The organism is Pseudarthrobacter sulfonivorans (genome assembly GCF_001484605.1).
GTDB classification, from domain to species: Bacteria; Actinomycetota; Actinomycetes; order Actinomycetales; family Micrococcaceae; genus Arthrobacter; species Arthrobacter sulfonivorans_A.
Genome location: NZ_CP013747.1, coordinates 1,232,155 through 1,245,963, shown reverse-complemented (window position 1 = coordinate 1,245,963; position 13,809 = coordinate 1,232,155). Strand labels below are relative to the sequence as shown.

14 protein-coding genes are annotated in these 13,809 nt (G+C 64.6%); 5 read left to right on the top strand and 9 right to left on the bottom strand.

The genetic code is table 11. The features are described 5' to 3' along the window. Positions 1–252: 252 nt before the first annotated feature. A complete protein-coding gene (locus AU252_RS05430) occupies positions 253–1,074 on the bottom strand; it encodes an alpha/beta fold hydrolase (protein WP_058929845.1) in 822 nt (273 codons plus the stop codon). A 43-nt stretch (positions 1,075–1,117) separates the two neighbouring features. Between AU252_RS05430 and AU252_RS05425 the strand changes: the two genes are divergently transcribed. Next, positions 1,118–1,549, top strand: coding sequence for a RidA family protein (locus AU252_RS05425; protein WP_083510280.1), 432 nt, complete (start codon positions 1,118–1,120; stop codon positions 1,547–1,549). Here the strand turns inward: AU252_RS05425 and AU252_RS05420 are convergent. Then, positions 1,546–2,940 carry an MFS transporter gene (locus AU252_RS05420; RefSeq protein ID WP_058929843.1) on the bottom strand — a complete coding sequence of 465 codons (1,395 nt, stop codon included), beginning with the start codon at positions 2,938–2,940 and terminating at the stop codon, positions 1,546–1,548. The two genes, AU252_RS05425 and AU252_RS05420, sit on opposite strands and share 4 nt — an antisense overlap. A gap of 219 nt (positions 2,941–3,159) precedes the next feature. Between AU252_RS05420 and AU252_RS05415 the strand changes: the two genes are divergently transcribed. Then, positions 3,160–4,020, top strand: a complete 861-nt coding sequence (locus AU252_RS05415; RefSeq protein ID WP_058929842.1) for a helix-turn-helix transcriptional regulator — start codon at positions 3,160–3,162, stop codon at positions 4,018–4,020. 28 nt (positions 4,021–4,048) lie between these two features. Here AU252_RS05415 and AU252_RS05410 read toward each other — a convergent pair whose 3' ends face one another. Next, positions 4,049–4,822, bottom strand: a complete 774-nt coding sequence (locus AU252_RS05410; RefSeq protein ID WP_240484329.1) for a cation diffusion facilitator family transporter — start codon at positions 4,820–4,822, stop codon at positions 4,049–4,051. Then, complete coding sequence (locus AU252_RS05405) at positions 4,819–5,145, bottom strand: ArsR/SmtB family transcription factor (RefSeq protein ID WP_058929841.1); 327 nt, start codon at positions 5,143–5,145, stop codon at positions 4,819–4,821. The genes AU252_RS05410 and AU252_RS05405 overlap by 4 nt, the downstream gene beginning before the upstream one ends. A 74-nt stretch (positions 5,146–5,219) precedes the next feature. Between AU252_RS05405 and AU252_RS05400 the strand changes: the two genes are divergently transcribed. Beyond that, complete coding sequence (locus tag AU252_RS05400; protein ID WP_058929840.1) at positions 5,220–5,489, top strand: hypothetical protein; 270 nt, start codon at positions 5,220–5,222, stop codon at positions 5,487–5,489. Between the two features lie 330 nt (positions 5,490–5,819). Here AU252_RS05400 and AU252_RS24975 read toward each other — a convergent pair whose 3' ends face one another. From AU252_RS24975 to AU252_RS05385, 4 genes are all read right to left on the bottom strand, one after another. Next, complete coding sequence (locus tag AU252_RS24975) at positions 5,820–6,341, bottom strand: ATP-binding protein (RefSeq protein ID WP_205630639.1); 522 nt, start codon at positions 6,339–6,341, stop codon at positions 5,820–5,822. Positions 6,342–6,376: 35 nt separating this feature from the next. Continuing rightward, positions 6,377–7,312, bottom strand: a complete 936-nt coding sequence (locus AU252_RS24270; protein WP_205630638.1) for an AlbA family DNA-binding domain-containing protein — start codon at positions 7,310–7,312, stop codon at positions 6,377–6,379. Positions 7,313–7,465: 153 nt separating this feature from the next. Beyond that, complete coding sequence (locus tag AU252_RS05390) at positions 7,466–8,056, bottom strand: dihydrofolate reductase family protein (protein ID WP_058929839.1); 591 nt, start codon at positions 8,054–8,056, stop codon at positions 7,466–7,468. Positions 8,057–8,077: 21 nt separating this feature from the next. Beyond that, positions 8,078–10,762, bottom strand: a complete 2,685-nt coding sequence (locus AU252_RS05385; protein WP_058929838.1) for a PEP/pyruvate-binding domain-containing protein — start codon at positions 10,760–10,762, stop codon at positions 8,078–8,080. Between the two features lie 141 nt (positions 10,763–10,903). On the opposite strand from AU252_RS05385, the gene AU252_RS23780 reads away from it, so the two are divergent. Continuing rightward, complete coding sequence (locus tag AU252_RS23780) at positions 10,904–11,047, top strand: hypothetical protein (protein WP_156380336.1); 144 nt, start codon at positions 10,904–10,906, stop codon at positions 11,045–11,047. 355 nt (positions 11,048–11,402) lie between these two features. Here the strand turns inward: AU252_RS23780 and AU252_RS05380 are convergent, their stop codons facing one another. After that, the gene (locus AU252_RS05380) at positions 11,403–12,101 is read right to left on the bottom strand and encodes a DUF2306 domain-containing protein (protein WP_058929837.1); all 699 of its coding nucleotides are present in this window, start codon (positions 12,099–12,101) and stop codon (positions 11,403–11,405) included. A gap of 455 nt (positions 12,102–12,556) precedes the next feature. On the opposite strand from AU252_RS05380, the gene AU252_RS05375 reads away from it, so the two are divergent. Beyond that, the gene (locus AU252_RS05375) at positions 12,557–13,759 is read left to right on the top strand and encodes a GmrSD restriction endonuclease domain-containing protein (RefSeq protein ID WP_240484328.1); all 1,203 of its coding nucleotides are present in this window, start codon (positions 12,557–12,559) and stop codon (positions 13,757–13,759) included. Positions 13,760–13,809: the final 50 nt, after the last annotated feature.

Here is a 13,809-nt window from a genome sequence, read left to right as displayed (position 1 = left end):
GCCGCTCCAGCGCGAAGGGGCCCGCCGAGCGGCGTCGCCGTTCAGCCAGCGCCCAAAGATTCAGGCCGACGCCGGCGAGCGGCAGTGCCGCCCCCGCTATCCGTTGGAGGGAGCGGGAACCGGGAAGCGGCATTGGACGGACCCGGTCAAGGAGGAGATCCAGGGCCAGCGCGGCCACGATAGGCAGCGGCAGCGGGAGGTTGTCGTAAACCTCCTTCAACCGCCTGGCTGGCGAGCTTGCAGAGCGGGCCGTCACAGTACGTCCGATGGCTTGCGGGCGTCAAAGAGGGAGGCGAGGAACGCCGTCGTATCTTCTGCCACCCGTTCCGGGCACTCCCACAGCACCAGGTGCGCCACATCGGGATAGACCTTCAGCACGGAGCCGGGGATCCGGGCTGCCAGGATCTCCTGGTCGCCGCGCGGCAGCAAGCCGTCCTGGCCGCCCCACAGGATCAGCGTGGGCACCTGGATGGTTCCCGATTCGGTGGGCGGCGTGGCCTCGCACAGGCCATTCAGAATGGCTTTCCAGGCGTGGGCCGGCATCCTGAGACCGTCGCGCACGCGGTCCTCGAGGAACCACTGCGGAACGTCGTGCAGCAGGGTAAACCAGGTCAGGGAATCCCGGACCCAGTTCTCGTCGATGGGGTCCGTCAGGCGGTCCACTTCGTCGGCGAAGGGTGCCCGCCCGTGGAGGCTCAAGGGACAGCCCAACAGCACCAGCGCCGCGACCCGTTCCGGGTGGGCAACGGCGAGCTGCTGGGCGACGTAGCCGCCGCTGGAGGAGCCGACGACGGCGGCGCTCGGCACGTTGAGGGCCTCCAGGATTGCGGCGGCGTCCTCAGCCTGTTCCGCCAGGGAATAGCCGCCCGCCGGTTTGTCCGCCTCGCCTTGCCCGCGGAGGTCCGGCGCGTAGATCCTGAAGCCGGTCAGCAGGGGTATCAGGCGGTCAAAGCTGCCGCGGGATTCGCCCCACGCGTGTAGCAGCAGCACCGGTTTCGCGCCGGCGTCGCCCTGGATGAGGCACGGCACCGAGATGCCCGTGCGGAGCGTGAGGTGGAGGACTTCGGAGTCCATGGATTCAGGCTACGCCGCGGGCGGCTCTCGGTAGAGTTTCGCTATGGATACCCCGGTGAGGGTTCGTTACGCGTGTCGAGGACGCTGCCGAGATGGCGAGCGTGAATGTGCGGGCGTGGCATATGCGAACGCAGCAACGGCACCCAGCGCGGCACGCTTGATCTTTCTGGCGGGGGCGTGTCCGTTGAATAAAGATGGAACGACCGCAGGCGTCGGAGACTACGCTGCACAGGCTGCAAAGGCGATCGAGAACATGCACTTTGCCTTGGAAGCGGCCGGGGCCAGCATTGAGGATGTGATCTCCACACGCGTCCTCGTGGCGTCGACTGAGCGGGCCGACCTGGTGTTGGCGTGGGACGTGGTTCGGGCAGCCTTCGGTGACCACGATGTGCCGAGCACGCTGATGGGAGTCACGGTGCTTGGCTATGAAGACCAGTTGGTGGAGATCGAAGCTATCGCCGCCGTCATCGATTAGGCTATCGCGACACGTGCGGGCCGGCGAAGGAACAGGGCTGTCAGCAGTGCTGCTACCAGGCAGAGGGCGGCGTTGATTCCAATTGCCGGCAGTACCGCGTGCAGTACCTGTTCCGGGGCGCCGCCGTAGGCGTACTGGAGCAGGGATGCGGCGATGATGGTGCTCATCACGGGGATTCCCATGGTGATGCCGATTTGCTGGCTCATGGTCGTCAGTCCGGTGGCGAGGCCCTGCTCTGAGTCGGGGAGCCCGGTGGTGGCGGTGACCATGAACCCTACGATCGCGGCGAGGTTCGCGACGCCGCCGATCAACGTGGCGATCAGCACGATAATCAGTGAAGTCTGGCTGGTGTTGATGAAGATCAGGGATCCGGTGGCGGCGGCCTGGACGGTGAGGCCGGCGATGATGGTGTTCTTGTTGCCAACTTTGCCGATGAGTTTCGGGGCGATGATCCCGCCGGCAACAGTGCCAATGCCGAGGACTGCGAAGGCCAGTCCTGCCCCGAGCGGTGTGTAGCCGAGGACCTGCTGGAGGTAGAGGGTCAGGACGAACACCAGGGAGGTTTCGGTGGCGAACGCCAGGATCCCGGCGATGTTGCCCCAAGCGATGTTGTTCCGCCGCAGGATGGTCACGGGCACGAGAGCGTGCGCGGTGTTCTTTTCAATGAAGAAGAACACGACGAACAGGACCACGCCTGCTGCCAGCGGTCCCCAGGCCTGCGGTTCGGCCCAGCCTTTTTCGCCGGCGGTGGTCAGGCCGAAGACGAGCAGCAGCAGGGCGAGGGTGACAGTGACGGCACCCGGAACATCGAGCTTTGTGCGGGTACCACGGGCGGATTCCGTCAGGAGTTTCGGGGCGAGGATGAGGACGAAGATGGCGATGGGGATGTTGATGAAGAATGCCCACCGCCATGACAGCAGATCGGTCAGCAGCCCGCCGAGGACCGCGCCGACGGTGAACCCGGCCGCCATCAGGGACCCGTTCAAGCCCAGGGCTCTGTCCCGCAGCGGCCCTTCTGGGAAGGACGTGGTGAGCAGCGACAGTGCGGCCGGGGTGACGGCCGCCGTGGCAAGGCCCTGGGCGACGCGGGCGGCGAGCAGCACACCGGGGTCGGTGGCGAGACCGCCGACGAGCGAGCCGATCCCAAGCAGCGCCATTCCGGCGATGAAGAGCCGTTTGCGGCCGAACAGGTCAGCGACACGGCCGAAGAACAGAGTGAACCCGGCCGCGCAGAGCGCGAAGGACGTCGCGATCCATTGCAGATGTTCCAGGGAGAACCCGACGTCGGCGCCGATCCGGGGCAGCGCGACGTTCAGGATGGAGAAGTCCACGGCGAGGGTGAAACTGGCCGTCAGCAGCAGCACCATGATCAGCCTCTGCCTCCCTGTCATCCGGGCAGAAGCTTCTTGAATCGGCGGTGCGGGCGGCGGTGCGAGCTGGGGGAGGGGGGTCGTGTCGTTTGCTGTCATCGCGGAACTGTCCAATCACTGGGTGCATGGGCGGGTATTCCTCTCCACCCTGCCGACACAGGTCAGGAACAGCCACGCCGTGTTGTGGGTAGCACTGGCAGTGCTACCCACGTTTGGGAATGTTCGTGAATACTCACACGTATGAACCAACCAGCAGTGATGGGCGATTTCCTCCGCAAACGACGGGCCGCCCTGAGCCCGGCCGACGTCGGGCTGATGGATTACGGCACCCGCCGCGTTCCTGGGCTGCGGCGTGAGGAAGTTGCCATGCTGGCCGGGATGAGCGTGACCTACTACGCCAGGCTGGAACAGGGCCAACACGTCAACGCCTCCGACGCGGTCATCAACTCCCTCGCCAAGGCCCTGGCCCTGACCGAGGTCGAAAGAAAACACCTCTCAGACATCTCCGGCATTAAACGTCGTAATCCCAAGTCCACTAGGAACCGGCCCGACCACGTGCGGCCAGGGACGAAACGCCTGGTCGATTCCATGTGCAGTGTTCCGTCTGTGGTGCTGGGCAAACGCACCGAAGTCCTGGCCTGGAACCGGGCCGGGCACTGGCTGGTCGCTTCGCACCTGGACTTCGACGCCCCGGACACACCGTCCCAGCGTCCGAACATGACCCGGATGCTGTTCCTGGATGAGGCCACGCGAAGCGTCTACCCCCACTGGCGCTCCGAGGCTGGCCGCGCCGTCGCGTCCCTGCGCCTGCTCTCCGGACGGTTCGCCGACGACTCCGAACTCGCCGCACTCGTAGGGGAACTGACCCTCAAAAGCCCCGAGTTCGCCACCATGTGGGCAGAACACCCCGTCGAGAACTGCATGTCAGGGAACAAGATACTGAACCATCCCCAGCTTGGGGCCCTGGAGCTCGGGTTCGAGGTCCTGACCATGCCCGACGATTCCGGCCACCGCATCCTCACCTACACCGCAGAAGCAGGCAGCGAAGCCGCTGCCGCACTCATGCGACTGCAACAGTCGAAAGGTTCCCGCACGCTGTGACTCCTGCATACTCGTGGCTTGTGGAGAGTCAGGGGATCTCCCGCACCTCCAGCAAGGGCGGGACCGCTGGTGGAGGGCCTTCGCGCCGGGCAGTTTCACTTGAACATTCCGGGCAGCACGTGTCGACGGCGGTGGTGACGCTTTGCGGTTCCGCAGCTACGCCCTGGCCGGCATGATTGACCACGCAACACACGTCTCCGCGCCAGGCATTGGTGCCTTCCCGGACGGCGATGGCGGCGATGACCAGTGCGGCCCCGGCGTCGGCCCACCACCAGCCCAGAGTGCTGTTCAGGACCAGCCCCACCAGCAGGACCGCTGAGAGATACGTACACAGAAGCGTCTGCTTTGAGTCGGCCACCGCGGTCCGTGAGCCCAGCTCGCGCCCCGCGCGGCGCTGCAGCCAGGACAAGACGGGCATGATGGCCAGGCTCAGGGCAGCGATAACGATCCCCGGCGTTGAGTGCTGTGCTTCCCCGCCGCCCGTGAGGGCCCGGACGGCGTCGACGGTGACGAACGCGGCGAGGGCGAAGAAGGACACCGCGATGATCCGCAGGGTCAGATGCTCCCGGCGTTCCGGGTCCTTGGCGGAGAACTGCCAGGACAGCGCCAGGGCGGAGGCCACCTCGATGACTGAATCCAGCCCGAACCCGATCAACGCCGAGGAGTCCGCGATACCGCCAGCCCACAGAGCGACGACCGCTTCAATAAGGTTGTACGTGATCGTCGCCGCGGCGAACAGCCGGATCCGCCGAGTCAGGACCGCACGGCGCTCCGGCGCCAGCGGGTCCAGTAGCGCCGTCATGCCAGGCACGTTCCGTCCGGCGCGCAGCAGGCCGGATCCACGGCGAGGACCACGCCGATCAGATCCCTGACCGCGTGGCCCAACCGGGCATCCGCCAGCTCGTACCGGCTTCGCCGCCCGTCAGGAACAGCGACCACCAGGCCGCAGCCGCGCAGGCACGTCAGGTGGTTGGACATGCTCTGCCGCGAAACTTCCAAAGTGTCGGCAAGATCGGACGGGTAGGCCGGCGCGTCCGCAAGGGCCAGCAGAATCCGGGCCCGCGTTGGGTCCGAGACTGCGTAACCGAACCGTGCCAGTACCGGTGCATGAGCGAGCGTTTCCATACGAATAAAGTACATCCAAGGATGTATTCACGCAATTGTGTACTGAGCCGGTTCCTACTCACTCAGCCCGTTTAGTGGACCACGGGGTAGCGCACGTGGGTGACGAGGGCGGTGCCGCTCACTTCAGTCGGCTTGAGCCGAAGGTTCGCGACGCCGTCGAGCAGCCGTTCGCCCGCCCCAGGATGATGGGCTCGAAAGCTGTCGCCGGATTCGCCCCACGCGTGCAGCAGCACCGGTTTCGCGGCTCTGTCGCCGTGGATGAGGCACGGCACCGTGACGCCGGTGCGGAGCGTGAGGTGGCGGATTTCGGAGTCCAGAGATTCAGCGTTCGCCGCGGGCTGTAGGGAAAGACGGAGTTGAGTGTGCCCGCGTCGAGCAGCAGAGTGGTTTCTGTCCCGTTGGCCTGGGCCAGAGCATCCGCGCCTTGATCTGCTTCTTGATCTGATTCTTGACCGGTGTGGGCGCCGGGGCATGTTTAACTCGCCCGGACCGCCTCAAATTGGCGCGAACGACTTCGCTACGGACTATGCGTCAAGTACCAGTCACGTGTTGAAACCCGCGTGATTACGGGATATTTAGCCGTAAGAGCCGCCCGAATGCCGTCTAAGAAACAGTGCCAGTCAAGTTCCCATCAAGTAAAACTTTCCACGCTGCGTGACTCCTTCAGCGCCAAGTTATTCCTCTGACCCTTGGAGCCCGACCGCAGCCCAAGCGGGCACATAACGCCGTAGTTTCGGCGCAGCTTCTGCATCGAACGGTGCAATGACTCCAGTCGCCACGGCTTCTCTGATAAGACGCGACGCTTGGGCACTGTTCTGTGGGGCGATACCGAATCGCTCCCTGACGGAGGTGTTTGTCGTGTGCTGGCGAGTCACATGGCGGAGGCATGCGTGGAGATAGACCGCCCGGACTCGGTCCTCCTTGTCCATCTTCGTTAGAGGACGATGGGCGAACAAAACTACACGGGTGTGGTTCTCAGTCACTTCAACCAGCGGTGCAGGCAACTGGTGGTACTCAGTTTGGAATACAATCTTGTCCCATCCGCTTCCGCGCTCTTCGCAGATTCCCGTCCTGCGCATGACGGAGGCAAGTGCCTCGTTCCGGGATTGGGGAGGCGTATCCACAAACCTTGCCGGGTCCATCAGGGGAACGCCCGGGCTGGTGAACTCAATTCGATCGTCGAATATCTCAAACATGGGTCCAGATCCGCCTACAGTGAAGTCTTGGTGGATCAGAGCATTGGCCAAAATTTCCCGAATTGCGAGGGAGGGAACATTGGGACGTCCTTGCGAATCGCCCTTCCAACGATCTCATTCGCGGGGAGAAGTGCTTCTATGTACCCGACGAGCCCATCGAAGCCGTTTGCATAACCTCGGGTGCCCACCTGCTCTTTGAGCGTGTCGATTCGGCCCGCGCCTCGGTACTGAATAACCCGGGCCGCTTTTCTCGCCAAGTTCTGAAAATCCGACAGATTTTTAGCGAAAAGCAGCGCACCGAGATTGGAGATGTTCCATCCTCCAGAGCCTGACAGTTCGATGAATTTCTCAGAGGAGAGGGCATTCAGGATTTCATTCGGAGTGCCCGGCAGCGGCTGATCCATCAGATCGAAGTAGGCGGGGTAGTCCAACATTCGCAGGACATCCTCACCCCGGACATTTTCGAGAGCGATGAGTCGCTCGAACGGGGTCCGATCAAAAAGCCGCCAGAGTTCGCGCTCCTTTTGGGGGAACTCTTTGAGCTTTTTCTTGTAGGTCCCGATCCTAATGAATTCAGTGTCTTGGAACCGAACAGGGTGACCGTATGCGCGCTCAATTCGAAGTACTACAACATCTTGCTCCTGCACGCTGACATTGAAGAACTCAAAATTTATTTTTGGAGACACCATTCTGAGCAACCAGTTTTCGATCTCCTCGTTGCCGATTTTCGCCTGTCCGGGTTTGAAGGAAGTGCCCACTATGGCGTGGTCGCTGTCCCTTATACCCCAAACCAGGTAGCCATAGACCTGACCTGCCATCGCCGCGGCATTTGAGAGCGCCGAAATGTACTCGCCGATCAGCTGTGGGTCTTCGTTGTTCTCCTTGAACTCCACCCATTCGGTCTCGTCAGGCAACGAAGCGAGTTCGATGACGAGATCGGAAATGTTTTTTTGCGGGACGGAGACGTTCACTGCGGATCCTTTGCGAGTGGGCTTTCACTACCCCTATGATTCCCCATTTCGCTGGTCATCTATGGATGTGCCGTCCGAGGCTGCATCGAACGATCGGACCGCCCGCCCGCTCCGCCGGCACCGTAACGTCCGACGATTGAGCGTCAGCCCGTTTTAGTGGATCACCCGGTAGCGCACATGCGTGACGAGGCCGGTACCGCTGACTTCCGTGGGCTCCAGCGTGAGGTTCGCGACGCCGTCGAGCAGCCGTTCGCCCGACCCCAGGATGATGGGCGCGGTGTGGAGCCGCAGCTCGTCGATCAGCCCCGCCGAGAGGAATTGCTGGACGGTCTGCGCTCCGCCGGCAATGGCCACGTCCTTGCTGCCGGCGGCCTCCCGCGCCCGGGCCAGCGCCGATTCGATCCCGTCGGTCACGAAGTTGAACGTGGTGCCGCCCTGCATCTGCAGGGGCCTGCGTGGCTGATGGGTGAGAACGAAAACCGGTGCGTGATAGGGCGGCTCCTCACCCCACCATCCCCGCCAGTCCTCATCCCACGCCCCGGGACCTGCGAACATGTTCCGTCCCATGATGTAGGCGCCGGCTTCGAGGATGCCTTCGATCGCGGCCGCGTTGGCCTCGGGTTCCTCAAACATCCACCGGTGCAGGAGTTCGCCGTTCTCGCCCAGCGGCTCCGCAGGGCTTTGGTTCGGGCCGGCGACGAAGCCGTCGAGGGAGATGGTCAGATCGCACGTGACTCGGCTCATGCGCCCCATCATGCCACCGGGTCATGGCCCTTGAGTAGGGCTCGGCTGCTCGATGGCGACGGTGCCGGCGTCGCCATCCACGCGGATCTGCTGGCCGCTGGTGAGCCGCTGGGTGGCCACTCCGGTGCCGAGCACGGCCGGGATGCCGTACTCCCGGGCCACGATGGAGCTGTGGCTCAACGGGCCGCCGACGTCGGTCACCACGGCGGAGGCCATCGCGAACAGCGAGGTCCAGGCCGGAGTGGTGATGCGGGCGACGAGCACCTCTCCCGGCTCCATCAGGGCGAAATCCTGAGGCCCCCTGAGAACGCGGGCCGGAGCGGTGACCCGCCCCGCGCTCGCGCCGGTGCCCTTGATGATGTCGCCGAGTTGGTGCTGCGAGCCCGCGGGCATCATGGACCCGAAGGCCTTTTCCATCCACCGGCTCTCCGGGAGCAGTTGCGGGGCAGCGGCCTTCACCTGGCCCCGCCACAGCATCCTGCGTTCCTCAACCGCGGCGGCGCGGACGGGCCGGTCGGCTCCGGTAATGGCCACGGCCGCTGGTGCTCCCGGCGCGGCCAGGCCGAACTCGACGGCGCTGCGCAGCTCCTGGTGCCGCAGCCAGAACACGTCGGCGGGCTCGACGATGACAGCGGAGTCCACCAGCCGCCGTCCTAGTTCCAGCAGCATCCGCCGCAGCAGCGGCCACGCGAGGCCGACGTCGGCCAGCGCATCCTCGCGGATCGGCGCGGTGTTCTGTGCCCACCGGAGCAAACGGAGGAACGCGGCCCGGCGGCGCGGCCCGAGCCGGGTGAAGATCCGGCTGGTGGCGATCTCCCTGCGGTCGGACGACAGCCGCTGCCGCTCATGGGGGTCAGCGCCATGCCCCCGCAGGTAGAACTTCACCGCGTCCAGCAACGCTGACGGATCGTCGGCCGGCACCGGGCTGGCGAAGTCCAGGTTGTACACTGCATGGCCGAACCGGCCGAGGTGGTCCTGGAAGCGGGGACGCCACAACTGCCACAACGACTCACTGAACCCGGCAGGTGGGAACCCCCTGCGCTGGGACTCGGCCAACGCCGTCGTCGGTTCATTCAGGATCGCAGAAGCGAGCCCGGGGACACTGCGGGCCCAGGCCGCGAGATCGTACAGCGACTTCTCCGCCCGGATGGGTTCGCTGTCGTAGCCGAGAATGAACGTCAGGGCGGGGGGATCCCCCTCGCGCCGGACGAACTTGTCGTAATACGCACTGAAGGAGATTTCGCTGGTGGCGGCGAGCGGAATGACTGACTGCACGGCTGTGTAGTACACGGTACCGGCGTCCAGCAGCGCCTGAACACCGTCCAGCAGTTCCGCACCGGAGAGCTCCGCGGCGGGCTTCGCCTGCCAGTCTTTGATCGCGTGTTCGTAGCGGGGATGCGAAAATTCGCGCCAGCCGGCCACGCCCATGTGCGCCTTGCCGCGGGCCAGTGCGCGTACCGCCGTCAGCGCCTTGCCCATCACCCGCCACATTCCCGAGGTGCGGTAGTAGTAATACGCGTAGCCGTTGATGGTGGGCAGTCCCACGTCGTCCTCGCGGATGACGTTCGTGCCCACGGCCTCGTTCATCAAGGCTCGCAGCGACCTGGACACCGAGCCGTCAATAAGGTCGGCAAACAGCGGCGAGAGCGGGTCGGGCAGCTGTTCCACGATGCTCGCGCGGAAGTAGAGACCCTTCGGATAGGGCACGGGCCAGGTATCCGGGGTGTCGGCCGCCGGTTCGGGGAGCGCGGTGATGGGCCTGGATTGCAGGATGAAAAACTCGCCCCCGGCCCGCGCCCACTCGATGTCCTGCGGTGCCCCGAAATGATCCGCACTCCGCGTTCCGTAGCAGGCGAGCTCGGCTGCGGCACGGTCGTCCAGTACGGGCGCACGACGGCGGGCTGCCGCCACCGGCTGCTCCCGCGTGCCGTGCTCGGCGTAGACGGTCATAACCGCCTTGTCTGCGGTCTGGCGCGACAGCACGGCGCCCGTCCCGGCGTCGACAACGACGTCATCCGGAGTGACCGTCCCGCTGACCACGGACTCGCCCAGGCCCCACGCGGCACTGATGGCGATCTGGTCGCGGCGCCCGTTGGCCGGATTGGCGGTGAACATGACCCCGGCGGCCTCGGCCTCGACCATCCGCTGGACCACCACCGCGAGGCGCACCGAGTCCGGTCCGATGCCTCCGCGGGCCCGGTAGGCCATGGCCCGCGCCGTCCACAGGGAAGCCCAGCAATCGATCACCGCCGCGGACAGTGCCTCGGCCCCGCTGACGTTCAGGTAGGTTTCCTGTTGCCCGGCGAAGCTGGCTGCGGCGAGGTCCTCGGCCGTGGCGGAGGAACGCACCGCAACGGCTGTTTCCCCGCCGTCGTCGAGACGCGCGTCACTGAGGCGCCCGTAGGCGGCGCCGAGTTCTGCTGCGATGGCGGCCGGCATGGTGCCGACCGCGAACAGAGTTTGGATCCGCTCCGAGCCGTCCGCGTAGTCCTGTGGCGTGGCCTGCGGCGACAGAGTGGCCAGTTCTTGGATGCGTGCCTCAAGTTGGTTGGTTTCTACAAAGTGCGAATAGGCTGCGGTGTTCAGCACAAACCCCGGAGGGACCGGCAGCCCGGCCTGGATGAGGCCGCCCAGTCCCACGGCCTTGCCGCCGGCCATGGCGATGTCGGCTGCTCCCACATCGCCCAAACTGTTGACGTAGGTCATGACCGCGCGTCCTTACTGCCCGGTTATGGGGCGCCTGCAGCGAACTTGATTCTCCACATACTGGCACTGCCGCAGACAAGAGGCCATAGCTCACGCGTGTCTTAGGATTCACTCCCGCCGTGGCGCACATAAGCTCGATACATGGGCAAAAACCAGCACAGCGAGTTGGAAGGGCAGACCTCCATCAACGAGCTGCTCGACAAGCCCATCGGCGACACCCACATCCAGCTGGTGCTGCCCATCCATGTCCAGCTCCGGCCAGGGGAGTTCCGCCGCGTGTCCTGACGGTTTCGGTGGTTGAGCTAAACCACGGGACCTTAATGGCGGACCTTCCTGACTCTCAGACCGCGCCGTCTCGACGGAGTTCCAGTGTTCTGGTCCGCGATCCGGCGGAGGCGACGCCAGCGGATGCCGTTACGAAGGTGAGCCTGGTCAGTGGGATGCGCCGGATGCACCGGCCTCGATCGACTCCTACGGTGCCGAGTCCGGAGGATAACCACTAGCGTCACGCCCAGCCAGGCAAACGCTGCCCCGATGACGAGGAAAACCGCCGGGATCGTGTCCATGGTTAAGTTTAGATCCCAACCCGTAAGCGCACTTACTGAACCTTAGGCACCTGGCCAGCGGCCGCCGTCGGGAATTACGACGACGGCGCACGGCTTGGGAGCGCCGCTCGCGTGGGTGCTTGGGCGCGCCGGTAGATGAAGTATTCGGCCACCGCCAGGCTGAGGACCCAGGATGCCCCAATCAGCAACGCCCGGGTCAGTTCGTCCACCGGTCCCACCAGGAGAATCCACGGAATGGTCACCACAACAATGGTTCCCTGGGCAATGCCGATGGCGTACGCCCGGGACATCCACTCACTGTGCCGGACGTAGTTCCGGCGCCGCACCGCGATGAATCCCAGGACAATGAACGCCACCATGGCAGACCCGAAGACCAGCCGTAGGACGAGCAGGAGCGGCCCGTCCAGGGGCGGGAGGTCATAGAAGACTGCCATCCACAAACCGGACAGGGCGGCAAGCAGGCCGGTGGGGGCAAGAATGCGTCCGGCAATGCGGTGCCAGCTGGCCTTGCCGCGCTTGCCCCGGCGGAGCGAGGGAACGAACTGAAACGCCCCAAGCACCAGGTAAACCGTGACAGTGGGAATGTGGATCAGCACGGGTACCGGCGAGTCGAAGAACCGCGCGTTGTCCGGCGTTACCTGACCTCCCGTCAGGTCGGTCAGGCGCACGGCCCCGGCGATGATCGGGACGAGGCTGAGGAAGATCAGGGCGGCGGGTACAAGCCACCGGATCCGGGGGTTTTGACGGGAGCGGGGAATGGTTGCAGTTTTCATGAGTTTTGCTCCCTGGTCTGTGCGCTCGCGCGCTCGCCCGGGGTTGGGTCAGTCCAGGAACCCCCAGCCTTATGCGCAAATCGAAGTTTCCGAGAGTTGGCGGCCGGAATAACGGTGCCCAACAGCACCCTATTCGCACGGCGTAGATTTTCAGCTAATGCGTCAGAAATGATCTCGTACGGCAGTGCTCCGATCAAGATCAGCTCAAGACTCAATCAACGTTGTGCGAGGTTCGTCGAAGTTTCGGTTTCCCCAGCTCCCCAAGAAATAGGCTCGGCATTTACGTGAAGTTTCAAGGAATGGGTCAGGCTAAGCACCCGGCCGTATTGGGGAAAAGAATGTCGAACTATCAGACCCTTTTCGGGTCAGCACCATCTGCTCCTGCGCCCGGACCTAATCCGCCCCGAAGGCCACGCGCTTCGACGTTCGTCGTCGGCGGCATCACAGCCCTCTTCATGATTATTGGTGCCTTCAGCGGCGGGTTCGGGGGCGCCCTGGTTGTCCTGGCCATCTCGGCGGCCATCACTGGCCTGTATGTCATGGCGACTGGACGCCGTTCCTGGGCGTGGCTCCCGGCGAAGCGGAAGGCAGGGGCCATCGCACTCGCCCTCTCCTTCGCTCTCTTCGTCGCCGGTGCAGTCGCGTTGCCACGGACCAACGCGGAGGATCTTCAGGCAGCCTCCTCGGACTGGAATGCCTCGACGGGAACCGCCACAGCGAGCGCATCTGCAAAAGCCACGCCGACGCCGTCGTCCGTTCCAACTGCGCAGGCGACGGGCGCCCCGCTCGATCCTGAGACTTCAAGCCTCGTTGCGAACGACGTCACGGCTCCGAAGACGCAGCCCGCCTTTGCCACGAAGGCGATCGACCTGCTGGCAACTCTTCCCATCAAGGGCCGGGCGCCGAAGACGGGCTATGACCGTGCCCTGTTCGGGCAGGCCTGGGCAGACGTAGACCGTAACGGCTGCGACACGCGGAATGACACCCTCAAACGCGACCTTACGGGGATCACCTACACCAACAGCGTCCCCTGCAAGGTGCAGTCCGGCACTCTGGCGGACCCCTACACAGGTACTACCATCAGTTTCCTGCGGGGGAGTGCCACCAGCAGCGCCGTCCAGATCGACCATGTTGTTGCCCTCAGCGACGCCTGGCAGAAGGGCGCGCAGCAGCTGACCACGGAGCAGCGGACAGCCTTCGCGAATGACTCTCTGAACCTCCAGTCGACGGACGGTCCCACCAATATGAAAAAGGGCGACGGCGACGCCGCCACGTGGTTGCCGCCGAACAAAGGCTTCCGGTGCGAATACGTGGCCCGGCAGATTTCGGTGAAGGCAACGTACAGCCTTTGGGTCACCCAGGCGGAGCACGACGCGATGGCCAGGATCCTGGCCGACTGCTCCGGCCAGCTCGCACCAACAAACGAGAAGGCACCAGTCGCCGCGGCGCCCGCGCCGGCACCTGCACCGGCTGTGGCAGCTGCTCCGGTTGCTCCCGCGCCTGTTGTGCCGGCGCCTGCTCCTGCAGCGCCAGCCGTCGCTTACTACGCCAACTGCTCGGCGGCCAAGGCCGCTGGCGCCGCACCGATCTATGCCGGCCAGGCGGGTTACCGGGCCGGGCTCGATCGCGATTCCGACGGCGTGGCGTGCGAGAGCTAGCCGCGTCCAAATCACTCCACCAATTTAGAAAATTTTCCAAGGGGGAAAAA